The sequence below is a fragment of the Bradyrhizobium sp. WSM2254 genome (assembly GCF_000472645.1).
In the GTDB taxonomy this organism is placed as follows: Bacteria; Pseudomonadota; Alphaproteobacteria; order Rhizobiales; family Xanthobacteraceae; genus Bradyrhizobium; species Bradyrhizobium niftali.
Window position 1 is genome coordinate 133,760 of sequence record NZ_AXAB01000023.1, and the last position, 25,135, is coordinate 158,894.

Annotated in this window: 23 protein-coding genes and 1 riboswitch; of the genes, 17 read left to right on the plus strand and 6 right to left on the minus strand. The window is 65.1% G+C overall.

Translation table 11 applies throughout. From position 1 onward, the window contains the following. The first annotated feature begins 48 nt into the window (after positions 1–48). From A3M7_RS0117770 to A3M7_RS0117785, 4 genes are all read left to right on the plus strand, one after another. Complete coding sequence (locus tag A3M7_RS0117770) at positions 49–2,358, plus strand: xanthine dehydrogenase family protein molybdopterin-binding subunit (RefSeq protein WP_027545140.1); 2,310 nt, start codon at positions 49–51, stop codon at positions 2,356–2,358. 124 nt (positions 2,359–2,482) lie between these two features. Continuing rightward, positions 2,483–2,932 (plus strand): cytochrome c, encoded by a 450-nt coding sequence (locus tag A3M7_RS0117775; protein ID WP_027545141.1) that lies wholly within the window; start codon positions 2,483–2,485, stop codon positions 2,930–2,932. A gap of 196 nt (positions 2,933–3,128) precedes the next feature. Next, a riboswitch (ZMP/ZTP riboswitch) is annotated at positions 3,129–3,214 on the plus strand. 34 nt (positions 3,215–3,248) lie between these two features. Further along, positions 3,249–4,523, plus strand: a complete 1,275-nt coding sequence (gene glyA / locus A3M7_RS0117780) for a serine hydroxymethyltransferase (RefSeq protein WP_027545142.1) — start codon at positions 3,249–3,251, stop codon at positions 4,521–4,523. A 180-nt stretch (positions 4,524–4,703) separates the two neighbouring features. Beyond that, entirely contained in the window at positions 4,704–5,987 is a 1,284-nt protein-coding gene (locus A3M7_RS0117785; protein ID WP_027545143.1) for a cystathionine gamma-synthase family protein, read from the plus strand. A 96-nt stretch (positions 5,988–6,083) separates the two neighbouring features. Here the strand turns inward: A3M7_RS0117785 and A3M7_RS0117790 are convergent, their stop codons facing one another. Beyond that, complete coding sequence (locus A3M7_RS0117790) at positions 6,084–6,503, minus strand: CHRD domain-containing protein (protein WP_027545144.1); 420 nt, start codon at positions 6,501–6,503, stop codon at positions 6,084–6,086. Positions 6,504–6,657: 154 nt separating this feature from the next. Here A3M7_RS0117790 and A3M7_RS0117795 point away from each other — a divergent pair, with 154 nt between their 5' ends. Then, complete coding sequence (locus A3M7_RS0117795; protein WP_027545145.1) at positions 6,658–7,584, plus strand: cytochrome c; 927 nt, start codon at positions 6,658–6,660, stop codon at positions 7,582–7,584. A gap of 69 nt (positions 7,585–7,653) precedes the next feature. Here the strand turns inward: A3M7_RS0117795 and A3M7_RS0117800 are convergent, their stop codons facing one another. Further along, the gene (locus tag A3M7_RS0117800) at positions 7,654–7,899 is read right to left on the minus strand and encodes an Lrp/AsnC ligand binding domain-containing protein (RefSeq protein WP_027545146.1); all 246 of its coding nucleotides are present in this window, start codon (positions 7,897–7,899) and stop codon (positions 7,654–7,656) included. Between the two features lie 114 nt (positions 7,900–8,013). Beyond that, positions 8,014–9,993: a PAS domain S-box protein gene (locus A3M7_RS0117805; RefSeq protein ID WP_049823506.1), complete on the minus strand. Its 1,980-nt coding sequence runs from the start codon at positions 9,991–9,993 to the stop codon at positions 8,014–8,016. A 309-nt stretch (positions 9,994–10,302) separates the two neighbouring features. Between A3M7_RS0117805 and thiD the strand changes: the two genes are divergently transcribed. The 4 genes from thiD (at position 10,303) to A3M7_RS0117825 (ending at position 14,352) form a co-directional block, all read left to right on the plus strand. After that, the gene (gene thiD / locus A3M7_RS0117810) at positions 10,303–11,103 is read left to right on the plus strand and encodes a bifunctional hydroxymethylpyrimidine kinase/phosphomethylpyrimidine kinase (RefSeq protein WP_027545148.1); all 801 of its coding nucleotides are present in this window, start codon (positions 10,303–10,305) and stop codon (positions 11,101–11,103) included. Positions 11,104–11,317: 214 nt separating this feature from the next. Next, positions 11,318–12,130 carry a UDP-2,3-diacylglucosamine diphosphatase gene (locus tag A3M7_RS0117815; protein WP_011088645.1) on the plus strand — a complete coding sequence of 271 codons (813 nt, stop codon included), beginning with the start codon at positions 11,318–11,320 and terminating at the stop codon, positions 12,128–12,130. Further along, on the plus strand, positions 12,130–13,203 hold the full coding sequence (locus A3M7_RS0117820) for a glycosyltransferase family 1 protein (protein ID WP_027545149.1): 1,074 nt from the start codon (positions 12,130–12,132) through the stop codon (positions 13,201–13,203). The genes A3M7_RS0117815 and A3M7_RS0117820 overlap by 1 nt, the downstream gene beginning before the upstream one ends. A gap of 165 nt (positions 13,204–13,368) precedes the next feature. Continuing rightward, positions 13,369–14,352: a threonine/serine dehydratase gene (locus A3M7_RS0117825; protein WP_027545150.1), complete on the plus strand. Its 984-nt coding sequence runs from the start codon at positions 13,369–13,371 to the stop codon at positions 14,350–14,352. 175 nt (positions 14,353–14,527) lie between these two features. On the opposite strand, the gene A3M7_RS0117830 is transcribed toward A3M7_RS0117825, so the two are convergent. After that, entirely contained in the window at positions 14,528–16,369 is a 1,842-nt protein-coding gene (locus A3M7_RS0117830; protein WP_027545151.1) for a caspase family protein, read from the minus strand. Between the two features lie 192 nt (positions 16,370–16,561). Here A3M7_RS0117830 and A3M7_RS0117835 point away from each other — a divergent pair, with 192 nt between their 5' ends. From A3M7_RS0117835 to A3M7_RS0117845, 3 genes are all read left to right on the plus strand, one after another. Further along, positions 16,562–17,005, plus strand: a complete 444-nt coding sequence (locus A3M7_RS0117835) for an RbsD/FucU family protein (RefSeq protein ID WP_027545152.1) — start codon at positions 16,562–16,564, stop codon at positions 17,003–17,005. Further along, on the plus strand, positions 16,972–17,556 hold the full coding sequence (locus A3M7_RS0117840) for an AAA family ATPase (protein WP_245284271.1): 585 nt from the start codon (positions 16,972–16,974) through the stop codon (positions 17,554–17,556). The genes A3M7_RS0117835 and A3M7_RS0117840 overlap by 34 nt, the downstream gene beginning before the upstream one ends. A gap of 63 nt (positions 17,557–17,619) precedes the next feature. Beyond that, entirely contained in the window at positions 17,620–17,979 is a 360-nt protein-coding gene (locus A3M7_RS0117845) for a hypothetical protein (RefSeq protein ID WP_027545154.1), read from the plus strand. A 349-nt stretch (positions 17,980–18,328) separates the two neighbouring features. Here the strand turns inward: A3M7_RS0117845 and A3M7_RS0117850 are convergent, their stop codons facing one another. Next, positions 18,329–19,711 (minus strand): hypothetical protein, encoded by a 1,383-nt coding sequence (locus tag A3M7_RS0117850; protein WP_027545155.1) that lies wholly within the window; start codon positions 19,709–19,711, stop codon positions 18,329–18,331. 75 nt (positions 19,712–19,786) lie between these two features. On the opposite strand from A3M7_RS0117850, the gene A3M7_RS0117855 reads away from it, so the two are divergent. Beyond that, positions 19,787–20,983 carry a major facilitator superfamily domain-containing protein 6 gene (locus tag A3M7_RS0117855; protein ID WP_027545156.1) on the plus strand — a complete coding sequence of 399 codons (1,197 nt, stop codon included), beginning with the start codon at positions 19,787–19,789 and terminating at the stop codon, positions 20,981–20,983. Here A3M7_RS0117855 and dgcA read toward each other — a convergent pair. Then, entirely contained in the window at positions 20,953–21,948 is a 996-nt protein-coding gene (dgcA, locus tag A3M7_RS0117860) for an N-acetyl-D-Glu racemase DgcA (RefSeq protein ID WP_027545157.1), read from the minus strand. The two genes, A3M7_RS0117855 and dgcA, sit on opposite strands and share 31 nt — an antisense overlap. A gap of 134 nt (positions 21,949–22,082) precedes the next feature. Between dgcA and A3M7_RS0117865 the strand changes: the two genes are divergently transcribed. The 4 genes from A3M7_RS0117865 to A3M7_RS50275 all read left to right on the plus strand — a co-directional run. After that, positions 22,083–23,216, plus strand: a complete 1,134-nt coding sequence (locus tag A3M7_RS0117865) for an ABC transporter permease (protein ID WP_027545158.1) — start codon at positions 22,083–22,085, stop codon at positions 23,214–23,216. A gap of 2 nt (positions 23,217–23,218) precedes the next feature. Next, entirely contained in the window at positions 23,219–23,989 is a 771-nt protein-coding gene (locus tag A3M7_RS0117870; RefSeq protein ID WP_027545159.1) for an ABC transporter ATP-binding protein, read from the plus strand. A 19-nt stretch (positions 23,990–24,008) separates the two neighbouring features. Beyond that, entirely contained in the window at positions 24,009–24,890 is an 882-nt protein-coding gene (locus A3M7_RS0117875) for an MlaD family protein (protein ID WP_027545160.1), read from the plus strand. 62 nt (positions 24,891–24,952) lie between these two features. Next, positions 24,953–25,135, plus strand: a 183-nt coding sequence (locus tag A3M7_RS50275) for a hypothetical protein (protein WP_210164298.1), incomplete at its 3' end; no start/stop codon positions are given.

Here is a 25,135-nt window from a genome sequence, read left to right on the forward strand (position 1 = left end):
TCCACGGCAATATGTCGGCAAAACAACCATAGGACGGGACGAGAAAAAATGGCAGCTCCCATCAAGTTCGGTGTCGGCCAAAGCGTGCTGCGCAAGGAGGATGACGCGCTCATCCGCGGCAAGGGCCGCTATACCGACGATTACGCGCCGCAGGCTGCGCTCCGCTGCTTGATGCTGCGCTCGCCGCATGCGCATGCCAAATACACCATCGATGCGAGCCGTGCCCGTACGCTGCCCGGCGTCGCGTTGATCTTGACCGCCGACGACGTCAAGGATCTCGGCAATCTGCCGTGCCTGTTCAATCTCGAGACCGATCCCTTCACCGGCCCGCCTTACCCGATCCTCGCGAAGGATGAAGTGCGCCATGTCGGCGATTCCATCGCCTTCGTGGTCGCCGAGACCATCGACCAGGCCCGCGACGCGATCGAGGCGATCGAGGTCAAATGGAGCCCGCTGCCATCGGTGACCGGCGTCGTCAATGCCGTGAAGAAGGGCGCGCCGCAGGTCTGGCCGGACAAGCCCGGCAACGTGCTGTTCGACGTTTCAATTGGTGACAAGGCGGCGACCGAAGCCGCCTTTGCCAAGGCGCATGCGGTCGCCGAGATCGCCATTGTCAATCCGCGCGTGGTCGCAAGCTTCATGGAAACGCGCGCGGCGGTCTGCGAATACGACGCCAAGCGCGACCATCTGACGCTGACGGTCGGCAGCCAGGGCAGCCACCGCCTGCGCGACATCCTCTGCCAGAACGTGCTGAACATCCCGACCGAGAAGATGCGGGTGATTTGCCCCGACGTCGGCGGCGGTTTTGGTACGAAGCTGTTTCCGTATCGCGAATACGCCCTGATGGCGGTTGCGGCGCGGCAGCTGAAGAAGGCGGTGAAATGGGCGGCCGACCGCTCCGAGCATTTCATGGGCGACGCGCAGGGCCGCGACAACGTCACCACCGCGAAGATGGCGCTGACTGAAGACGGCAAGTTCCTCGCGATGGATTGCGACCTGATGGGCGACATGGGCGCCTATCTCTCCACCTTCGGGCCCTACATTCCGCACGGCGGCGCCGGCATGCTGCCGGGCCTCTACGACATCCAGGCCTTCCACTGCCGGGTGCGCACCATCTTCACCCACAGCGTGCCGGTCGATGCCTATCGTGGCGCGGGCCGGCCCGAGGCGGCCTATGTCATCGAGCGCCTGGTCGATGCCTGCGCGCGAAAGCTCGACATGACGCCGGACGCGATCCGCCGCAAGAATTTCATCCAGCCGAAGGCGTTGCCGTACAAGACCGCGACGGGGAAGGTCTATGATTCCGGCGACTTCGCCGCGCATCTGAAGCGCGCGATGGAGATCGCCGAGTGGAAGGAATTTCCCAAGCGCGCCAAGGCGGCCAAGAAGAGCGGCCTGATCCGCGGCATTGGCCTTGCGAGCTATGTCGAGATTTGCGGCGTGATGGGTGAGGAGACGGCCAACGTCCGCCTCGATCCCAATGGCGACGTCACCGTCCTGATCGGCACGCAGTCGAGCGGGCAGGGCCACCAGACCGCCTATGCGCAGATCGTCGCCGAGCAGTTCGGCGTGGCGCCGGAGCGCGTCCACGTCCGTCAGGGCGATACCGACGAGATCGCCACGGGTCTCGGCACCGGCGGTTCGGCCTCGATACCCACGGGCGGCGTCTGTGTGGAGCGCGCTGCGGGCGATCTGGGCAAGAAGCTGAAGGAGTTCGCAGCGCAGGCGCTGGAAGCGAGCGCGGGCGACCTCGAGATCACCGATGGCGTGATCCGGATCGCCGGCACCGACCGCTCGATCTCCTTCGCCGACCTCGCCAAGCGCCCCGGCGCCGATCCGTCGAAGCTCAACGGCAGCGCGACCTTCGCCAGCGCCGACGGCACCTATCCCAACGGCACGCATGTGGCGGAAGTCGAGATCGATCCGGCGACCGGCATCATCAAGATCGTCAACTACGTGATCGTCGACGATTTCGGCAAGACGCTCAACCCGCTGCTGCTGGCGGGGCAGGTCCATGGCGGCGCCATGCAGGGCATCGGCCAGGCCTTGATGGAGCAGGTGGTCTACGGCGCGGGCGACGGCCAGCTGATCACCGCGACCTTCATGGACTACGCGCTGCCGCGGGCGGCGGACGGTCCGGACTTCGTGTTCGAGACCGCCAACGTCCCCTGCAAGACCAATCCAATGGGCGTGAAGGGGGCGGGCGAGGCCGGCGCGATCGGTTCCTGTCCGGCCGTCGTCAACGCCATCGTCGATGGGCTCTGGCGCGAGTACAAGATCGACCACATCGACATGCCGGCAACGCCGGAGCGGGTGTGGATCGCGATCAGCGAGCACCGTCGCCGTCACAGCCTGTAAGCCACAATCCTCCCGCGCGGGAATAAACGCCCCGCGCGGGGTTCTATCCATGGATGGACCGCGACTCCCGTGAAGCGGGTGGAGGGTCCAATCCCAAGGCATCTGCGAGTCGGAGAAACCAACAATGAAACGGACGATGATTGTCGCGACGACCCTGCTATTGGGCGCGGGCGCCGTGATGGCGCAGCAGGAGGTCGCGGTTCAACAGGACAATCTGATGCGCTCGCAGGCCAAGAGCCTCTATACGGTCATCCTGAAGATGACCAAGGGCGACATCCCCTACGACCAGAAGGCCGTCGACGAGGCGATCGCCAACCTTGAGACCGACGTCGCCAAGATCGCCAAGACCTTCGAAGTCAATCCAAAGCAGGACGTGGTGAACGCGACCTATGGGGCCTCGCCGAAGGTTTGGAAGAACAAGGCCGATTTCGACTCCAAGATCCCGCCGGTGCAGAAGGCGATCGCGCAGGTCAAGGGCAAGATCACCGACGTCGCGAGCCTCAAGGCCGCCTATACCGCAATCAACGATCGTTGCTCCGACTGCCACGAGACGTATCGCCTGAAGTTGAAGTAGCCACCTCACTTTTTTCCACGCTCGACCTCGTAGACCGGATGAGCGCAGCGATATCCGGGGAAGGTGCCCCCGCATGTCGCTTCGCTGATGCGGCTCCGAGCGTTGCCTCAACCAGCACGGCCTGCGGTAACTGGTAGTTGCGGCAGGTCCGCAGGTCGGCTAGGTTGTACTTTACGAAGAGCCTCCGTGCTCATTCGTCCTATCGCGCGACTGGCGAGCTAACGTGGAATCGACCACGGTGAAGCGCGAGGGGTTCCAACGCCGATCGCCTGGGCAACCAATCTGCTGGAAAAACAGCGTGTTGAGGAGCCCGAGCATGCCGTCGTTTCGCAACGAACTGTCCATCAACGATCAAGAGATCGCCGCCGCCCTTGCGGGGGAAGAGCGCCGCCAACAGGACGGCGTCGAACTGATTCCGTCCGAGAATTACACCTACCCCGAGGTGCTTGAACTGCTCGGATCGGTCTTCACCAATAAATATTCCGAGGGATATCCGGGACGCAGATACTACGGCGGCCAGCAGTATACGGACGAAATCGAGAGCCTCGCACGCGAGCGGGCCTGCGCGCTTTTTCGTGCCGGGCACGCCAACGTTCAGCCTCTTTCGGGATCACCGATGAATCAGGCCGTCTATCTCGGCCTGTTGGAGCCCGGCGACACCATTCTCGCCATGGACCTGTCCCATGGCGGTCATCTCACCCACGGCGCGCCGGTGTCCCACATGGGGCGTTTGTTCAACTTCGTTCGCTACAAGACGGCCCCGTCAAACGGCGGCGCGATTGATTTCAACGAATTGCGCGCGATTGCGCGTAAAGCGCGTCCGAAGATGGTGTTGTGCGGTTACAGCTCCTATCCGCGCGACCTGGACTATGCGGCATTCAAGAGTATTGCCGACGAAGTTGGCGCGCTCACGATGGCTGACGTGAGCCACTATGGCGGCTTGGTTGCCGCGAATGTCATGCGCAATCCGCTTGATGCCGGCTTCGACGTCATGACGACGACATCCCACAAGACACTGCGCGGCCCCCGTGGCGGGATCATCCTATGCCGGAAAGAAAATGCCGGCCGGATCGATGCATCCGTATTTCCCGGTTTACAGGGCGGACCTCACATGAACGTCGTGGCCGGGATTGCCGTCACGCTCAAGAAGGCGGCGACCTCGGATTTCCAGGTCTACGCGCGGCAGGTTTTGCGCAACGCGAAGGTTCTTGCCGGCGCGCTGATGGAGCGCGGGATGAAGCTGGTCACGGACGGGACGGACAATCACATGATGGTCGTCGATACGGTCGCGTCCGTCGGACTGGACGGGCGGGCAGCCGAGGATGTGCTTGATGCCATCGCCATCACCACAAACAAGCAAGTGATTCCGGACGATCCGCGCCCGCCGCTCAGGCCGAGTGGTATTCGCCTTGGGACACCGGCGGCGACCACGCGTGGCATGGGAGAACCCGAAATGCGTCGTATCGGCGGGTTCATTGCGGCGGCTCTGCAGGCCAACGGAAACGATGAGGTCGTCGCGCGCCTCAGGTCAGAGTGCGTCGAGATGTGCCGGGCTTTTCCCGTTCCAGGCGTAGTGTCGTTCCAGGCGTAGTGTACGGAGCAAATTCTGTTTCCAAGGCCTGACGGATCGTTGTCAGAGTGGTTATCTTCGGTCGAGCCGACGCGGCGTTGATTCGACCTGCTGGATGCCGGCGCATCTCGCTCCCGATTGCCTCACAATGTTTGGAGTTCCAACGCGCGGCGCGGATCCTAGTCAACAGCGAGACAGGCCATGGTCAAACCGTTCCCGTCGAAGACCCACATCGGCAACCATATGCTGCATCCGGAAACGCTGATGCTGACCTATGGCTATGATCCGCAGCTGTCGGAAGGCGCCATCAAGCCGCCGGTGTTCCTGACCTCGACCTTCGTGTTCAGGACGGCCGAGGACGGGCAGGACTTCTTCGATTTCGTCGCCGGCCGGCGCGAGCCGCCGGAAGGCATGGGCGCGGGCCTGGTCTATTCGCGCTTCAATCACCCCAACAGCGAAATCGTCGAGGACAGGCTCGCGGTCTATGAGCGCACCGAGAGCTGTGCGCTGTTTTCCTCCGGCATGGCGGCCATCGCGACCACCATCCTCGCCTTCGTCCGCCCCGGCGACGTCATCCTGCATTCCCAGCCGCTCTATGGCGGGACGGAAACCCTGCTGACGAACACGCTTGCGCGCCTGTCGATCGGCGCCGTCGGCTTTGCCGACGGCATCGACGAGGCGGCGGTCAAGCAGGCCTCGGAGGAGGCGATGCGCAAGGGCCGGGTTTCGATGATCCTGATCGAGACCCCGGCCAACCCGACCAACGGCCTGGTCGACGTCGCGATGATTCGCCGCATCGCCGATGCGATCGGAAAGGCCCAGGGACACACGCCGATCATCGCCTGCGACAACACGCTGCTCGGGCCGGTGTTTCAGCGGCCGATCGAGCACGGCGCCGACCTCTCGCTGTACTCGCTGACGAAGTATGTCGGCGGTCACTCCGACCTGATCGCGGGCGCCGCGCTCGGCTCGAAGGCGATCATGAAGGGCATCAAGGCGCTGCGCGGCGCCATCGGCACCCAGCTCGATCCGCACTCCTGCTGGATGATCAACCGCTCGCTCGAGACGCTGAGCCTGCGGATGGAAAAAGCCGATACGAATGCGCGGCTCGTGGCGGACTACCTGCGCGATCACGACAAGGTGGCGAAAGTCCACTATCTCGGTCACCATGAGGAGGCCTCGCCGGCCGGACGCGTGTTCGCAAGGCAGTGCCTCGGGGCGGGCTCCACGTTCTCGTTCGACATCGTCGGCGGCAAGGAAGCCGCGGTCAAATTCCTCAACGCGCTGCAAATCCTCAAGCTCGCGGTGAGCCTTGGCGGCACGGAGTCGCTTGCCAGCCTGCCTGCGACGATGACTCATTCCGGCGTTCCCGCCGACATCCGCCAGAAAATCGGCGTTCTCGATTCCACGATCCGGCTGTCGATCGGCATCGAGAATCCGTCGGATTTGATCGCGGATCTCGCGCAGGCGCTGAGTGTGGCTTAAGCTCCCGGCTGTTGATTTCAAATGCTTCTCTCGAATCGAAAAGGCCGGGCGCCCCCTCCAGCACCCGGCCTTCGCCGACGAAGCCGCCGTTGAAGCTTACTTCGTCACCTGACCGCGGATCTCGCCGCCCGGATTGGCCGCGGTATGAATGTTGACGTAGAGCTTGCCGGCCAGCAGGTCGGCGGCCTGCGCATCGGTCAGGGTTGCAGAGCCCTCGACCGGGCTCGACGCCGCATTCGGGATCGCGACCGCGACGCCGGCGTTCTTGCCGGCCTCGGCGGGTCCGTGGAAATGAGCGGCGGTAGCGGGGCCGGAGAGGCCCGAATAGGTCACCTTCCAGGAGAGCTTCTTGCTCGCGGCGTCATAGTCCAGGTCGGCCGTTCCGGTGCCGCTGGTGGTGGTGGCGGGCACTTCGGACTTGCCATCCAGCGTCGCCTTCAGTTTCTCCGCGCTGGCCGGGGCGGCGAACGCGACGGCAGCTCCGAGTGCCAGCGTGGCAAAAAGTGCTTTGTTCATGGGTCTCTCCCTGTTGACGCCTGATTGCTATTAACCTGCAAACAGTGCGCGTCCGAGTTTATTCCCGGATCGGGCTCAAACCATCTAAATTATTCGTGGCTGGAGCGGCCGCCGCCGAATCCGTAAGTTCGCCTGATCTCCATGGGATACATCGATGCTGCAACGAACAATTCTTGTCATGCTGATGGCCGCCGTTGCAGGCTTCGGCGTCTATTGGTGGCTGACCGCGCCGGCTGCATCGGCCGTGCCGTTGCCATCCCGCGCGCCGGATCTTGCCAACGGGCAGGAGATCTTCAACGTCGGCGGCTGCTCATCCTGCCATGCCGTGCCCAACCAGCCAGACCGATTGCGGCTGGGCGGGGGCCTGGCGCTCGGCTCGCCATTCGGCACGTTCTATGCACCCAACATTTCCCCCGATCCCGCCGACGGCATCGGGCGCTGGAGCGAGGCCGATTTCGTAAGCGCCGTGATGCGCGGCGTGTCGCCCGAGGGCAAGCACTACTTCCCGGCATTTCCCTACACGTCCTATCATCTGGCGAAGGTCGAGGACGTTCGCGATCTCTTCGCCTACCTGAAGACGCTCCCGCCGGTGTCCGGCAAGGTGCGCGACCACGACCTGCCGTTCCCCTTCAACGTCCGCCGCAATGTCGGCATCTGGAAATTGCTGTTTAAGGACGGCAAGCCGTTCGTCGCCGACGGCGCGAAGTCACCGCAATGGAATCGCGGCGCCTATCTCGTCAACGGCTTCGGCCATTGCGCGGAGTGTCATAGCCCGCGCAATCTGCTCGGCGGCATCATCACCGCGCAGCGCTTTGCCGGCGGGCCCAATCCGGAAGGCGAGGGGTGGGTGCCGAACATCACGCAAAAGGGCATCGGCGAATGGAGCGCGAAGGATATCGCCAACCTCCTGAAGACGGGCGAATTGCCCGAGGGCGACAGCGTCGGCGGCGCGATGAGGCGTGTGATCAAGAACACCTCGCAATTGTCGGACGAGGACATCGCGGCGATCGCGGATTACGTCAAGTCGCTGCCGCCGGTGGACGGTCCGCCGCGCCCGAAACGCAAGGAGGGTGGCGCGTAAGTCCGGTCCTTCCCCCGATTGGCACGCAGGGATCCGCCAGCATCCTTTGCTTGCGTCAATTCCGGGCAGCTAGCCCGTGCCGAACGCCTTGAAGGTGATGATGGTGAGCGTGTCCTGGATGCCGGGCAGCACCTGCACCTTTTCGTTGACGAAGTGGCCGATGTCGGTGTCCTTGTCGAGGTAGAACTTCACCAGCAGGTCGTATTGGCCGGCGGTGGAGTAGATCTCGGAGGCGATCTCGGCTTCGGCAAGCGCATTGGCAACCGTGTAGGACTGGCCAAGCTTGCATTTGATCTGGACGAAAAAAGGAACCATTGCAGTCACTCCGAAGGCATATCTGGCGGCTAATAGGCCAAAACCGGCCGGGCTTGGCAAGCGAACTTCCTGGGCGCCTGGGAGAGATTGCCTCGCGCGGGTGCCGGTCCTGCCCTATGAGATCAGGGCCGCCGCGGCGAATGCGTCCCGGAGCCGCTGCGCAAGCTCGATCTTGCGATAGGGCTTGGTCAGAAGGATCGATTGCGTGCGCGCTCGGCCCTGCTCGACCAGGGTCTCCAGCGCGTAGCCCGAGGTGAACAGGACCGGGAGACCGGGGCGAATGAGCCGGGCCTGATCGGCGAGCTCCCATCCGCTTATGCCTCCGGGCATCACGATATCGGTGAACAGCATGTCGATGCTGGGATCTGTGCGCAGTCGCTGCAGGGCCTCCTTGCCGTTGACGGCCGCAATCACGCGATATCCAAGCGATTCCACCCTGCGGATGGCCGAGGAGCGCACGAACGGATCGTCTTCCGCGATCAGGATCGTCTCGTAGCCTCGCGGCGCCGCCTCCTCGCTCTCCTGCACGTCGGCCACGGATTGTCCGGCGCCGGCGCGCGGCAGGTAGAGCCTGACCGTCGTCCCAAGGCCCTGTTCGCTATAGATCGCGACATGGCCGTCGGATTGCTTGGCGAAGCCATAGACCATGCTGAGGCCGAGGCCCGAGCCCTTGCCGACTTCCTTGGTGGTGAAGAACGGCTCGAAAGCATGCTCGATGACGTCAGGCGTCATGCCTTCGCCGTCATCGGTGACGGAGATCAGGGCGTAGCTGCCGGAGGCCACTTCCGGGTGAAGGGCGCGATAGTCGTCGTCGATCGCGGCGAGCTCGGTGCTCAGGGTGAGATGTCCGCCGGCCGGCATGGCGTCCTGCGCGTTGAGCGCGAGATTGAGGACTGCGGATTCGAGCTGGGCGCGGTCGGCGAAGGCCATGATGGAGCCGGGGCCGAACGCCGTCCTGATCTCGATGTTTTCGCGCAAGGTCCGCTTGAGCAGCTTGTGCATGGACTCGAGGAGGTCGCGGCACTCGATCGCGCGGGGTTGCAGCAATTGGCGGCGGCTGAACGCGAGCAGCCGCTGCGTCAGCTCCGCGCCCCGCTCGCCCGACAGGCAGATATCGTCGGCGAAACGCCTGAGGTCGGGACGGGCCTTGAGCTGGTCACTGAGAAATTCCGCGTTACCGATGATGACGGTGAGCAGATTGTTGAAGTCGTGGGCGATGCCGCCGGAGAGCTGGCCGACCGTCTCCATCTTCTGCGCCTGCTGAAGCTGCTGCTCGGTCAGCTTGCGGTTGGTCAGGTCGTGGACGATTCCGACGTAGATCAGCTCGCCGTCCTGCCACGCCTGGCCCACCGACAGATTCATCGGAAAGGTCGATCCGTCCTTGCGCAGGCCGCCGGCTTCCCCGGTTGCGAAGCGCCGCGCACGACCCGCGGATGAGGGCCTCGCCTCGCTGGACATCAGCATGCCGATGTCGCGGTTCATGACCTCGTCGGCGCGATAGCCGAACAACCGTTCGCAGGCGGGATTGAACAGCAGAATGTGGGCTTGCGCGTCGAACAGGATGACGCCGTCGACCGCGGTCTCGACCACGGCGGTGAGGCGCGTCATGCTCTCGCGCAGCGCGCGCTGGGCTTCACGGACCTGTCCGAGCAGCTGAGCTGCATCCCGGTTCTTAGTCTCTTCCTCCTCGAGCGCGGCCTGGACCTGCCGGAACTCGAACGCCGAGGGGATCGTCAGGATTTTCGGCAGCAGCGGCCAGAGCGCACCGGCTGTGAAGACCGACGCAATGGCCGTCGCCGCCTTGACCATGCCCTCGATGCCGTAGACCGGGACCCAGAGCGTGTAGATCGACAGCACATGCGTCAGGCCGCACGCCATGATGAAGACCGCGAACGCCCAGTAGAGCCACCCGAACTTGAGGTCGCGCCGCTTGGTGACGAGGATCGCGAGTGCAAACGGGATCGAGAAATAGGCTGCGGCGATGCAGGCGTCCGAGACGACGTGCAGCCAGATCAGTTCGGGCTCCCAGAGCAGGCAGATCCCGTGTGGCGAGAACATCGAGGAGTCGAGGAGACGTTCGAAGAAGGCCCACATGGTTCCACCCCGAGAGGCTTGCAGGTCGGGTCGGCCCGCAGCATTGGTGCCGTTGGATGGCTCTGCCGCCCAAGGTCTCACTCATCGATGGTGGAGGCCAAGGGCCGAGGCCGTGTCGGGCCGTATATTGCAGCATGTGCCTGATTCGGGGCGACAATGCTGCGCGGGATCGGCTCCGCCTGACTCGCTTGGGCCCGGATCGGCGGTGCCGCAAATCACCGCTGCTGCGGCCGGCCCCGCTTGCTGGCGTTCCATGGTCGCGCTAGGACAGGCCATGGCGATGTTACTCTCAAACGACTGTATCCGGCGATGACGACGCCCGTGGCGCTCACCATTGCCGGCTCCGATTCGAGCGGCGGCGCCGGCATCCAGGCGGATCTGAAGACGTTCGCGGCGCTCGGCGTCTACGGCGCCTCCGCGATCACGGCGCTGACGGCGCAGAACACGCGCGGTGTCACCGGCATTCACGCGGTGCCGGCTGATTTCGTCACTGCGCAGATCGATGCGGTGTTCTCCGATCTCGACGTCGGCGCGGTAAAGATCGGCATGGTGGCGCAAGCCGCCAGCATCGATGCGATCGCGGCCGCGCTGGCGCGCTGGAAGCCTCGCCATGTGGTGCTCGATCCCGTGATGGTCGCAACGTCAGGCGATCGCTTGCTGGCGTCCGAAGCCGTGGAAGCCCTGCGCACACGACTGATGCCGCTGGCCTCGGTGATCACGCCGAACCTGCCGGAGGCGGCGGCTCTGCTCGGCGAGCAGGTCGCGGCCAGCGAGGCCGGGATCGAAAGCCAGGGGCGGCGCCTGCTGGCGCTCGGCTGCCGAGCCGTCCTGATCAAGGGCGGGCACGGCGAGGGGGCCGAGAGCATCGACTATCTCGTCACGTCCGAAAGCACGATTGCGCTCGCCGCGCCCCGCGTTGCCACCCGAAACACCCATGGCACCGGCTGCTCGCTGTCCTCGGCCGTGGCGGCGGGTCTTGCCAGCGGCGAGACTCTCGAACAGGCGGTGCGCAACGCCAAGGCCTGGATCAGCGCCGCGATTGCGGCTGCCGACCGCTTCAGCGTCGGCCACGGCCACGGGCCGATCCATCATTTCCACAAGTTCTACTGACGCCGGCTTCGAGCTGCGCGCCGACCCCCGCCGTTAACCAATAAGGCGACGGGTCCGGGCTTTTGCGGACAGCCATGGTCGCTTCATGTCGCCTGATTGTCGCATGCGACTGATATTCGCGGGGAGGGCGAGGCGAGGTTTGATTCGTATCTGAGGTGCCTCAAAGGTTCAATCGGTCATCCCCCTGTCACGGGATATTGTTACAGGCTGTCGCATGGGAAGCTACGATGTGAGTGACGAGAGCCCTGAAAGGCGCTTTCGCACCTTGTTTATCTCCGACGTTCATCTCGGAGCCCGCGGTTCACAAGCCGACCTTCTGCTGGACTTCCTGCGCTACCATGACGCCGAGACGATCTACCTCGTCGGCGACATCGTCGATGGCTGGGCGCTGAAATCGAGCTGGCACTGGCCGCAATCGCATAACGACCTCGTCCAGAAGCTTTTGCGCAAGGCGCGCAAGGGCGCCAAGGTGATCTACATCCCCGGCAATCACGACGAGTTCCTGCGCAATTATTACGGCACGCATTTCGGCGGCATCGACGTGGTCGAGAACACCGTCCACACCGGCGTGGACGGCAAGCGCTATCTGGTCATCCACGGCGACATCTTCGATCTCGTGGTGCAGAACGCGCGCTGGCTCGCCCATCTCGGCGACAAGGCCTACGACTTCGCGATCCAGATGAATCGCTTCGTCAACTTCTTCCGGCGCATGTTCAAGGTGCCTTATTGGTCGCTGTCGCAATGGGCCAAGCAGAAGGTCAAGAACGCCGTGAACTATATCGGCGCGTTCGAGCAGGCGCTCGCCGCCGAAGCGCGCCGTCACGACGCCGACGGCGTGATCTGCGGCCACATCCACTATGCCGTGATCCGCGACGAGGCCGGCATCCGTTACATGAATTGCGGCGACTGGGTGGAGAGCTGCACCGCGCTGGTCGAGCACGACGACGGCCATTTCGAGATCATCACCTGGGCGGATCAGGCGCAAAAGCCGGCAGCCGTCCCGCAGGTCGCAGCAAGGGCCGCTTGATGCGCATCCTGGTCGCGACCGACGCCTGGCACCCGCAAGTCAACGGTGTGGTTCGGACGCTGACCAAGCTTGCTGACGCCGCCAAAGGGCTTAACGTTGAAGGTCTTAACGTTGAAGGTCTTGGCGTCGAGTTCACGTTCCTGACGCCGCAATCGTTTCGCACTTTCGCGATGCCGAGCTATCGCGACGTGCGGCTCGCGATGCCGCGCCCGGCGCGAATCGCGAAGCTGATCGAGGAAGCCCGGCCCGACAGCATCCATATCGCGACCGAAGGGCCGATCGGCCTGATGGTCCGCCGCTATTGCCGACAGCGCAAGCTGCCGTTCACGACCAGCTTCCACACCCGCTTCCCCGAATATGTCCGCGCCAGGGTGCCGGTTCCGGAATCCCTGATCTGGCGGGCGCTGCGCCGCTTCCATGCGCCGAGCCGCGCCGTGATGGCGGCGACCCCGGCGCTTGCCCGCGAGCTGACCGAGCGCGGCTTTGACAATGTCGTGCTGTGGCCGCGCGGCGTCGACACGCACTTATTCCATCCCCGCGCGATCGATCTCTGCCTGCCGGCCCCGGTGTTCCTCTCGGTCGGCCGCGTCGCGGTGGAGAAGAATCTCGAGGCGTTCCTCGACCTCAAGCTGCCGGGCACCAAGGTGGTCGTCGGCGACGGCCCGGCGCGGGCTTCGCTCGAAGAGGCCTATCCCGACGCGATCTTCCTCGGCGAGAAGCACGGCGAGGCGCTGGCGGACATCTATGCGGCCGCCGACGTGTTCGTGTTCCCCAGCAAGACCGACACGTTCGGCCTGGTCCTGCTCGAAGCGCTGGCCAGCGGCCTGCCGGTCGCGGCCTTCCCGGTGAAGGGCCCCCGCGACGTGATCGGCGATGCGCCGGTCGGTGCACTCGATCACGATCTTCGCAATGCCTGCTTTGCCGCACTCGACATCTCCCGGCAGGCCTGCGTCGAATTCGCCGCCAACTACACCTGGGAAGCCTCGGCGAGGGCCTTTATCGACAGCATAAGGGCGGTCGGCGCGGTGCTGCCCGGCCGGAACGGCGGGGAACAGCCACGCTTCGTCGCCTGAAGGGGCTAGAGCCATTTCCGTTCCGATGGATCGGACCGGGCTCTAGATTCTTGTTTTGACGCGTTTTCTTCACGCGAACCGGTATCCGCTTCGCTCGAGAACGCTTTCGAAACCCTCGCGCGGAGGTGTCTTGCCCGGGCCTCGTCCGCCGCGATAAGGTCAGCCATGACCGAACAGCCCCTTCCGATCGGCCCTGCCGATATCGATGCCGCAGCGCGGGTGATCGCGCCCTTCGCCATCCGCACCCCGCTGTTGTCCTTTCCCGTGCTCAACGAGCGCGTCGGCGCCAAAGTGTTCCTGAAGCCGGAGATGCTCCAGCGCACCGGCTCCTTCAAGTTCCGCGGCGCCTTCAACAAGGTCGCCTCGATCCCGCAGGACCAGCGCGCCGGCGGCGTCGTGGCGTTCTCCTCCGGCAACCACGCCCAGGGCGTGGCGGCGGCGGCCAAGATCCTCGACATGCAGGCGACCATCGTGATGCCTGCGGACGCGCCGCTCTCCAAGCGCGAGCGCACCAAATCCTATGGCGCCGAGGTCGTGCTGTATGATCGCGACCGCGACGACCGCGAGGCGATCTCGCGCGGCATCGCCGAGAAGCGCGGCGCGACGCTGGTCAGGCCGTATGACGATCCCTTCGTGATCGCAGGGCAGGGCACTGCCGGCCGCGAGATCGCGGAAGACATGGCAACACTTGGCCTCGCGCCCGACATCGTGATGGCACCGGCCTCCGGCGGCGGCCTGATCGCCGGCGTCGCGACCGCCGTGAAGGCGCGCTATCCGCAGGCGCAGATCGTGGTGGCCGAGCCGGAAGCGTTCGACGATCACGGCATTTCGCTGACCGCCGGCCATCGCGAGCCGCATGGGCCAGCTGGCCGCACCATCTGCGATGCGCTGATGGCGCTGATCCCCGGCGAGATGACCTTTGCGATCAACAGCAAGCTGCTCGCGCGCGGCGTCACGGCATCCGACAAGGAAGTCGGCGCGGCGGTGGCGTTCGCCTATCGCGAGCTGAAGCTGGTGGTCGAGCCCGGCGGCGCCGTGGGACTTGCCGCGCTGCTCGCGGGACGTCTCGACGTCGCCGGCAAGAACGTCGTCATCGTGCTCTCCGGCGGCAATGTCGACGCGGATCTGTTCGCCGAGCTGGTGGCTTAGTCGTCATTCCGGGGCACGCGAAGCGTGAGCCCGGAATCTATAACCACGATAATGAGTATGGATTCCGGGCCTGCGCCTTGCGGCGCATCCCGGAATGACGACGTTTGAGAGCTGACACGAAGAAGGGGCGGAGCATTACTGCTCCGCCCCTTTGCCGCCTGCGCTTCTTCCGCGATCAGTGCATGAAGCCGCGTTGATTGTTGCCGCTGCCCATGGCCGGCGCCTGGTTCATCGACTGCCGGAAGTTGTTGCCGCCGTTGTTGACCATACGGTTGGTCGCATTGAACTGCGGGCGGTTGTTCTGTTGGTTGTTCTGAACCTCCACCTTGTTCACCGGGTTGTTGTTGAGCTTCACGATGCCGGTGTTGCCGTTGTTGACGCGGATCGGGTTGTTCTGCGTCTGAACGACCGGCTTGGTCTCGACAGTCGTGCCGCCCTTGCCGACATTCACCGGCATGCTCACGATCTTGCCAGGCGTGCCATTGGTCTTGCCGTTGGCAGTGCCGGCATTGTTGCTGCCGCCATTCTGCGTGGTGTTGTTGGTCGCGGGCAGGGTCACGATCTTGCCGATGCCGCCATTGTTCGTCGTGGTGTTGGTCGGTGCGGGCAGGGTGACGATCTTGCCCGGGGTCTGCGACGGCGTGCCGTTCGGCTGGTTCGGCTGGTTGTTGCCCGCCGGCAGGTTGACGATCTGGCCGCCATTGCCGAGCTTGCCGATGACGTTGCTGTCCACGGGCTTCTGCACGACCGGCAGATTTCCATTCATCTGACCACCGCCATTGCCCTGCTGCAGCGGCATGTATTTGGGCTGGCCGAGATTGCCGATCTTGAAGGTCGGCGCAATGTTCTGCGGCGCCAGGAACTTCGTCGCCTGCATCAAGGGGATCAGCTTCGGCTGGGCTGCGAGCTTCAGCGCGGACACGGCATAGGGGCTGGTGCCGTAGCTGTCGTAGAAGGTCTGGTAGCCGAGCGGCGAGTTCGCGAGCACCGCCTTGTGCCAGGCCTGCGTGAGCAGGAGGTTGTTGAGAAGCCAGCGGATGTGATCGCACAGCGGGTCGTGCGGATACATCTGGATGAACTCCTGATAGTACTCCGGCCGTCCCTCTGACACGACGTAGTCGTAGGCTTGGCGCGTCGAGCGGCTCGGCAGGTTGGAGGCCATCTGCACGACGGGCGCATTCACCGGCGCGCGGCTGGCGGCAACGGCGGTGTCGCCGAAGAAGGTGAAGTCTGATGTCAGCGACGAGCTCTCCCAAGGGATCTGCGCGCCGCTGGTGGTCTGGTTCACTTCCAGACGCACGCGCTTGAACAGCTGCTCGATCGGCACGTTGGGCTCGCGCGCGACGTTGAGGAAGGCCTGGGTGTAGGGGCTGTGGCCGCCGGTGCCGTCGAGCGCCTCGGCGCCCGGCGCGGTCGAATAGCCGACGATCGAGCCGTTCGGCGCATCGACGATGGCAAGGCCGCGGCCGGCGTCGTTGATGCTCGGGAACGGGTTGTTGCGGCAGGCATCGAGGATGACGATGCGCATGCGGCTCGGGATCGTCTCCAGCGTCGACATCACGTCGACCAGGCGCACCGAATTGTTGACGAGCTCGGTCGGGGTGGAGACCTTGGCGTCGACGGGAACGAGATAGTTCTCGCCGGCGAGCTGCACGCCGTGGCCGGCGTAGTAGACCATCGCCACGGTGTTGGGTCCGCGCGAAGCGACCTTGGCCGAAAAATCCTGCACCACGCGGAGCATGTCGTTCTGGGTCAGGTCGGTCGCGGCGACCACCTCGAAGCCGGCCGAATTCAGGAACTTCGCCATCGACTCGGCGTCGTTGTCGGGGTTCACGAGCTGTGGCGCGTTCTTGTAGTTCGAATTGCCGATCACCAGCGCCACCCGCTGCTCCGGGCCTTGCAGCGCGGTGGGAGCCGGCTCGACCGGGGCGACTTGCGCGGAAACAGGCCCGCAGGCGAAGCCGAACAGGCTTCCGATGAGGCTAGCTGTCATCAGGAAAGGCTTTAGGCGGAACATGGCGTGCTCCTCTGGCACTGATCTCGATGCGAGATTGGTTGCGAGGAAGCTTGGCCGCGTTCGAGCCAGGGGTCCGTGATCCCTATCACCATGGGCGGCTGCGTGATCTGAATCACGCTTGGAACCTGCTATGGTGAATGGCCGGTGTCACCGGCGACAGAAGAGACAAGCCTTCAGGGGAAATGCCGTCACATGCTGAAATCGATCGATCCGATCCTGACGCCCGATCTGCTCTGGCTCCTGGCCTCGATGGGCCATGGCGACGACCTCGTTTTCGTCGACGCCATTCATCCGGCAACGCGGATCGTCAAAACGACATCCTCGCAGCGCCTGATCCGGCTGCCGGGCATGCGCATGGAGACGACCGCCCGCGCCATCATGTCGGTCTACCCGCTCGACGATTTCGATCCCGATCCGGTGCGCGTGATGATGCCCGTGGACGATCCCGATCGCGTGCCCGACGTGCAGCGTGCGGTGCTCGCGGAGATCGAGCGCGCCGTCGGTCGCCCCGTCACCCCCGGCAAGCTCGCGCGTCCGGATTTCTATCGCGCGGCGGCGGCGAGCTTTGGCGTCGTGCAGGTCGGCGACAGCAGGGGCTATGGATGCTTCCTGATCCGGAAGGGCGTGATCAGCTAGAGGCCGCCATGAACCGATCAGCTACATCCGCACTCATCGTGTTCGGCGGCCTTCCGGGCACCGGCAAGACCACAATCTCTCGCGAACTCACCGTTCGGCTGGCGGCGACGTATCTTCGTATCGATGCCATCGAGCAGACATTGCGGGACGCAGGGCTCATCGTCGGCGCAGCCGGCTATGCCGTCGCCAATGCGCTGGCAGCCGAAAATCTCAAGCTCGGGCGCATCGTCATCGCGGACTGCGTCAATCCGGTGCTGGCAAGCCGCGTTGCATGGCGACAGACGGCCTCGCAGAGCTCGGCATGCATGGTCGAAATTGAAGTGGTTTGCAGCGAACCGGCGGTGCACAGGCAGCGCGTGGAAAGCCGTTCACCCGATATCGATGGTCTCAACCTTCCAAGCTCGGATGAAGTCGTGAGCCGGCCTTATCAGCCGTGGGATCGGGAGCATCTGGTGCTTGATACGGCCGAGAGTACGCTCGATCATCTGCTGGACCGCGCGGAGGCCCATGTGCGCGAGAGAATCGGCAAGTCCCTCATCGGAGTCTGGTGAGACGATAAGTCTCGCACTCGAATTTGAATGGTCTTCTTGTATTCGCCTGTCTATGGTCGATCCATGTCGCGCCTTATGTGTCTATCTGTTGCTGTCATCCTGTCGCTGCTGCCCGCGGTTGCGCCCGCTGCGTCAATTCAAAAACGCCCCAAGCCGGTCTGGCATGGCTACGGCTTCCTGCCGGGCTACCGTCAACCGCTGAGCAACAGCATTCCGCTCTACAAACAGAAGGACGCGATGCGGCGCCTTGCGCGCAACGACCGGCGCCATTGGTACATCGATCCGGTTCCCCAATATTATCGCTGGGATGGCGAGTGGCACTATTTCGGCCAGCCCGGCTTCGGCGGCGGCCGCTACAATGGCGGCAGTTTCGGTCCGTGCTGGACGCGCACGCCGATCGGCGCGGTGTGGAATTGCGGGTGATCGGAAGTAAGCAGCGCTCGCATTAATCACCGTCACCCTGAGGCGCTCGCCTCTTCGGCGAGCCTCGAAGGGCGACGGCCCGGCTGCATCGGGGCCGTAGCGTCATTGCGAGCGCAGCGAAGCAATCCTGACTGTTGCCGCGGAAAGACTCTGGATTGCTTCGCTGCGCTCGCAATGACGATGTCGCGAGAGTGTTGGTCTCACGCCGCTCTCGTGCCCCGGACGCAGCGCAGCGTCTCTTCGACGGTGCGCTGCCGAGCCGGGGCCCATGTTGCAAAGGAGGCTGTGGCTCCTGGGTCCCGGATCTGCGCTTTGCTTGTCCGGGACACGCGCGAGTACGGTCGCGCCCTTACGAGAAGAACGCGATCTTCTCGGCCTGGGTCATGCGGCGGATCGGTGCGAGCGGGTCGTTGGCGGGCGCGCGGGGTTTTTGCAGGATGCCGCTGGCGAGGATGCTGGCGCCGAGCGAGGACGCCGACAAGGGCGAGGGCATCGGCAGCGGCGCGGTCGGCGCTGCTGCGAAGGATGCCGTGGCCGCCACGGCCGGGGCCGGCTGCTCCATCACTTCGGCGGCGGCTTCCGCGATGGCATTGGTGAGGCGCGCCAGCGATTCCACCGCGATCGGCGCTTCCTCTGCGTGATCCTTCACGATCGGCGCGGGGGCGGGTTCCGGCGCGGCCGGCTGCGGAAGCTCGGCGGCGACGGGTGCTGCGACCTCCGCAGCCACCGGCTCGGGATTGGCCGCTGCCATCTCGACCGGCTCGATGATCTCATCGAAATCAGGATCGGGCGCGGCCATCTCGAGCGCGATGGCCTCGAGCACGGCCTCGTCCTCGGCTTCCGCGGCGGCGTCGAGTGAGAACTCGTCGGTGACTTCCGCGAACGCGACGGGCTCTTCGAAAGCTGCGTCTTCAGGCGCGGCATCTTCAGGCGCGATCCGGCTTTCGGCTGCGATCTCCACCGCGACGGCAGCGACCATCGCCGGCTCGGCAATTGCGAACGCTTCGGCGGTGCCGGCCGTCTGCGCGGCGGCTTCGGGCTCGGCAGACGCTGCGATGTCCTGCGGCGTCTCCGTAAAAGCCACGGGGGCTTCGTTCGCCATCGCGGCGGGCGCGGCCTCGACCGGCGAGGTCTCTGCGACGGGCGGCGGTGCTTCCTGCGCAGGATGGACCGTCGCCTGCGGCGTTGCGTCGCCGTCGGCATCGAGCTGCTCGACCCGATCCTTCAGCAGATCGAATGCGGCCTTGAGCTCGGTGCGGGGGTCGATGGTCGAAACCTGCCCGCAGGCGGCCTCGATCGAGGCGAGCTGCGAATCAATGAGGTCGCAGATTCGCCCGTCGGCGCCGATCTCGCGCCAGCGCCAGGAGATCTCCTTGATGATGCGCACGCCGCGCGGGATCGGTGCGAGGCTCGCCTCGATCGCGGCGGGGTCGAACGCCGCGGTCGCGATCGTCTCGGCCTCGCGGACGGCGCGGCGGATCTCGACCAGAGCCTCGGGCAGACGGTCCTCGACGACGGGTTGCCGCTGTGCCGCAAGGGTTTCTTCGATCTTGGCGACCGCGTCGAGCACCATGCTCGTGTCTGCATTGCGGTTGCGCTTGGCATATTCGCCGAGGAACCAGCGGCCGCGCGCGGTCTCCATGAAGGCTTCGCGGATCGCGTCGTAATCCTGCTCGTTCGGCTCGGCCGCGCGGGCAGACATGGGCGAGAGGGCGAATGCTTCGTTGGCCATGACAATCTCGTCGCGCAAATCACCGCGCGTTACTGTAACGATCACCACGATATCGACCGAATCGCAATTGGTTTGATGGCAGGCGAATCACAAATCCCCACGCAAGCCGCCGTGAAGCGGCGATTCGCCGTGAGCCTGGCCCTGTTCTACTCGGCCTTCTTCGCGGTCCTGGGCACGCATATGCCCTTCTTCCCGGTTTGGCTGAAGGCGATCGGTATCGACGCGGCCTGGATCGGCCTCATCAACGCGCTGCCGGCGATCACGCGCTTCACCACGCTGCCGCAGGTCGCGGCCTTCGCCGAAAAGCGACATGCCATTCGCGCCGGCATCATGGTGTCGGTGCTGGCGACGGCAATCGGATTTGCGGCCCTCGGCCTGCAGCAGCAGCCACTGGCGCTGTTCCTGATCTACGCGCTGACCTGCACGATGTGGACGCCGACGATGCCGCTGACCGATGCCTATGCGCTGCGCGGTGTCGCCCGTTATGGACTCGATTACGGACCCCTGCGGCTGTGGGGCTCGGCGGCGTTCGCCGCCGGCTCGCTCGCCTGCGGTTATCTCGTAGACCACATCGCGGCGCGCGACCTGATCTGGGTCATCGTCGCCTGGGCCGTCGTTGCGGTCGCAGCCAGCCTGCAGCTTCAGCCGCTCGACGATGTCAGGCGGAGGACGACGGACACGCATGCCGGCAAGACGCTGCTGCACGATGCCGCCTTCTGGGCCGTGATCGCCTCGGCGGCGCTGATCCAGAGCAGCCACATCGCCTTTTACACGTTCTCGGCCATCACCTGGCAGCTCCATGGTCTCGGCGGGCTGACGATCGCGGGGCTGTGGACGCTGGGTGTGATCGCCGAGATCGTCGTGTTCGCGCTGTCGCCGCGCTTCTCGCTGCATCCATCCACGCTGATGGCGATCGGGGGCTTAAGCGCCGTGGTGCGCTGGATCGTCACCGCGAGCGAGCCGTCGCTGGCGTGGCTCGCGATCGTGCAGCTCGGCCACGGCCTCTCCTTCGGCATGACCATGGTCGGCACCATGAACCTCCTGGTGCAGCGCGTGCCGTCGCATCAGATCGCGCGGGGGCAGGGCTACTACGCCGCCTGCAACGGGCTGCTGGGAGCTGCGACCTCGATCGCGTCAGGCGCGATCTACGCCCGCATCGGCGAGGGCCTGTATTACGTCATGGCCGCGATGGCCGCGGCCGGCGCGGTCCTGATCTGGTCGGCGCGGCATCGGCTCAAGGCTCATCCCCACAGCGAGGACTCCGGCGGATAGACCAGGCTGTCGTCATAGCGCAGGCCGTGATCGCGATCGCGCGCCAGCAGCAGCGGGCCGTCGAGATCGACGAAGCGCGCCTGCGGCGTCACCAGCATCGCGGGGGCCATCGACAGCGAGGTCGCGACCATGCAGCCGATCATGATCTCGAAGCCGAGCGCCTGCGCCGCATCCGCCATCGCCAGCGCCTCGGTGAGGCCGCCGGTCTTGTCGAGCTTGATGTTCACGGCATCGTAGCGCTCGCGCAAGGGAGCGAGCGAGATGCGGTCATGTACGCTCTCGTCGGCGCAGACCACGAGCGGCCGCTTGATCCGCGCCAGCGCGTCGTCCTTGCCTGCCGGCAGCGGCTGCTCGACCAGGGTGACGCCGACGGCGTCGCAGGCGGCGAGATTGTGCTCCAGATTGGCCTCGGTCCAGGACTCGTTGGCATCCACGATCAGCTCGGATTCGGGGGCCGCCTTGCGCACCGCCGCGATCCGCTCCGGATCGCCGTCGCCGCCGAGCTTGATCTTGAGCAGCGGCCGGTGCGCCGCTTTGGCGGTCGCCGCGGCCATGGCCTCGGGGGTGCCTAGCGAGATCGTGTAGGCGGTGGTGCGTTCGCCCGGGACCGGGCGGTCGAGCAGGTTCCAGGCCCGCAGGCCCGCCGCCTTGGCCTCGAGGTCGATCAGGGCGCAATCCAGAGCGTTGCGGGCCGCGCCCGGCGGCATGGCGGCCTGCAGCGCCTTCCGGGTGATACCGCCCGCCACGGCCGCCTGCATGGCCTCAATGGCGGCCAGGGTTGCCTCGGGGGTCTCGCCATAGCGGGGATAGGGCACGCATTCGCCCCGGCCGGTCAGGCCGTTCTGGCTCACTTCGGCCACAACGGTCACGGCCTCGGTCTTGGCGCCCCGGCTGATGGTGAAACTGCCGGCGATGGGAAAGCGCTCGATTCGCGCCCGAAGAGCCGGAACTTTGCTGGAAGTCATTTTGAACTCTGGCGAAATCTGAACCTGCTAGTTACCTCTAGCAACTAACGTTAACCAGTTGGGGATACCTTCTCCGGGTAAGGGCGCGTGCGCAACTATCTGATTTCCTCCGCCCCGGCACGGGAGCGGACATCTTGACTAGCGATCCGAAGCTGGAACGGATTGCGAAAGGCAACGCGCTGGCACTCTGCGCCACCGGAACCTGGACCGCGAGCTTCGCGCCGGTCCTGGAGCGGATGGTGGCGGATGCCGAGAAGCTGGCCGGCGGTTCGCAAAACATCTTCATCGACGTCTCCGAGGTCGCCAAGCTCGACACGTTCGGCGCCTGGCTGATCGAGCGGCTGCGCCGCAGCCTGACCCAGGGCGCGGTCGAGGCGCAGATCGCGGGCCTCTCCGTCAATTACTCGAGCCTCGTCGACGAGGTCCGGCGGGTCAGGGCGACGCCGGTGGTCGATGCCGGCACGATCACCATCACCGGCATGCTGGAGCAGATCGGCCGCGCCGTGGCGGGTGTCGCCGGCACGGTTGCGGGCCTCATCGACATGCTCGGCGCGGTGCTGGCGGCGGGCGGCCGCGTGCTGATCCATCCCCGTTCGTTCCGCCTGACCTCGACCGTGCACCACATGGAGCAGGTCTGCTGGCGCGCGGTGCCGATCATCGTGCTGATCACCTTCCTGATCGGCTGCATCATCGCGCAGCAAGGCATCTTCCATTTCCGCAGGTTCGGCGCCGACATCTTCGTCGTCGACATGCTGGGCGTGCTGGTGCTGCGCGAGATCGGCGTGCTCCTGGTCGCCATCATGGTCGCGGGCCGCTCGGGCAGCGCCTACACCGCCGAGCTCGGCTCGATGAAGATGCGCGAGGAGATCGACGCGCTGCGCACCATGGGCTTCGACCCGATCGAGGTGCTGGTGCTGCCGCGCATGCTGGCCCTGGTGCTGGCGCTGCCGATCCTGGCCTTCCTCGGCGCCATGGCCGCGCTCTACGGCGGCGGGCTCGTCGCCTGGCTCTACGGCGGCGTCGATCCCGAAGCCTTCCTGCTCCGCCTGCGCGATGCCATCTCGATCGACCATTTCATCGTCGGCATCGTCAAGGCGCCGGTCATGGCCGCCGTGATCGGCATCGTCGCCTGCGTCGAAGGGCTCGCCGTGCAGGGCAGTGCGGAATCGCTCGGACAGCACACCACCGCGTCGGTGGTGAAGGGCATCTTCTTCGTCATCGTCATGGACGGCGTGTTCGCCATCTTCTTCGCCTCGATCGGGATGTGACGATGGCCGGCGAGATCCAAAACCCCATCATCCGCGTCCGCGACATCACCGTGCAGTTCGGCAGCACACGCGTCCTCGACGGCCTCAACCTCGACGTCAAGCGCGGCGAGATCCTCGGCTTCGTCGGCCCATCGGGCGCGGGAAAATCGGTGCTGACGCGCACCATCATCGGCCTCGTGCCGAAGGTGGCAGGCTCCATCGAGGTGTTCGGCGTCGACCTCGATTCCTCCAACACGTCGCAGCGCCGCAATGTCGAGCGGCGCTGGGGCGTGCTGTTCCAGCAGGGCGCGCTGTTCTCCTCGCTCACCGTGCGGCAGAACATCCAGTTTCCGATGCGTGAATATTTGCGTGTCTCGCAGCGGCTGATGGACGAGATCACCATGGCCAAGCTGACGATGGTCGGCCTGAAGCCCGAGGTCGCCGAGCGCTTTCCGTCGGAGCTCTCGGGCGGCATGATCAAGCGCGTCGCGCTCGCACGCGCGCTTTCGCTCGATCCGGACCTCGTTTTCCTCGACGAGCCGACCTCCGGCCTCGACCCGATCGGCGCCGGCGACTTCGACGAGTTGGTCAGGACGCTCCAGCGCACTTTGGGCCTGACCGTTTTCATGGTAACGCACGACCTCGACAGCCTTTACACCGCTTGCGACCGCATCGCCGTTTTAGGGAACGGTAAGATCATTGCGGCAGGGTCGATCGCCGACATGCAGGCCTCGCAGCATCCCTGGCTGAGGCAATATTTCCATGGCAAGCGCGCCCGCGCGGTCATGGGCTGAGTGGTAGCCGGAGCACCTGATGGAAACGCGGGCGAATTACGTACTGATCGGGTCGTTCACGCTGACAGTGATTGCCGCGGCGATCGGCTTCGTGCTGTGGTTCCAGTCGCTGCACACCACCAAGCAGCGCAGCCCGCTGCGCGTGGTGTTCGAAGGCCCGGCGGCGGGCCTGCGCAACGGCGGCAGCGTCAATTTCAACGGTATCCGGGTGGGTGAAGTGGTCTCGGTGAAGCTCGATAACCCGCGGCGGGTTGTCGCACTCGCCATGGTCGAGAACAACACCCCGCTCCGCAAGGACACCCTGGTTGGCCTCGAATTCCAGGGCCTGACCGGCGTCGCCGCGATCTCGCTCAAGGGCGGCGAGGAGGCCGCGCCACCGCCGCCGCTCGACGAGGACGGCATCCCGTCGCTGACGGCCGATCCCAACAAGCTGCAGGACGTCACCGAGGCGATCCGCGGCACGCTCCAGAACATCAACAAGATCGTCGCCGACAATCAGGAATCGGTGAAGAACTCGCTGAAGAACCTCGAGACCTTCACCAACTCGCTGGCGCGCAACTCCGAGAAGATCGACGGCGTGATGGCCAAGGTCGACGGCGTGATGCTCAAGGCCGACAGCCTCATGCTCGGCCTCAACACGCTCGCCGGCGGCAAGGATGGCGGCGAGCTGTTCCAGGCGGTGAAGTCGATCCGCGAACTCGCCGATGATTTCGACAAGCGCTCCGGATTGCTGATCTCGGACGGCCGCCGCACCCTCGGCGACATCAGCCGCGCCGTGAACAATTTCGACCGCAACCCGACCCGCGTGCTGTTCGGTGCCAGCAACAGCGCCCCGGCGGCCGCTCCGCCGCCAGCCGAGCCGCCGAAGCCGGCGCCCGCGAACGAGCGCAAGCGGCAGTAGAGGGCCACAGTGCTTCCCCGACGTCGTCCTGGCGAAAGCCAGGAGGTGGATTCACACTCGAAGTGCAACAGTTGAGAGGAGAAGGCCTCTGCCGGGGTTCTGAAGTCAAGGCATTTGCGCGGGGTGTTGTTGTAGGTGGCAACGGACTGGCGGAAGCGCTTGGTTGGGAGCTTTTCGAGGTCGGTCTTTCGGGGGATGAAGCGGCGCAAGCGGCCGATGGCGTTCTCGATGCCGCCCTTTTGCCA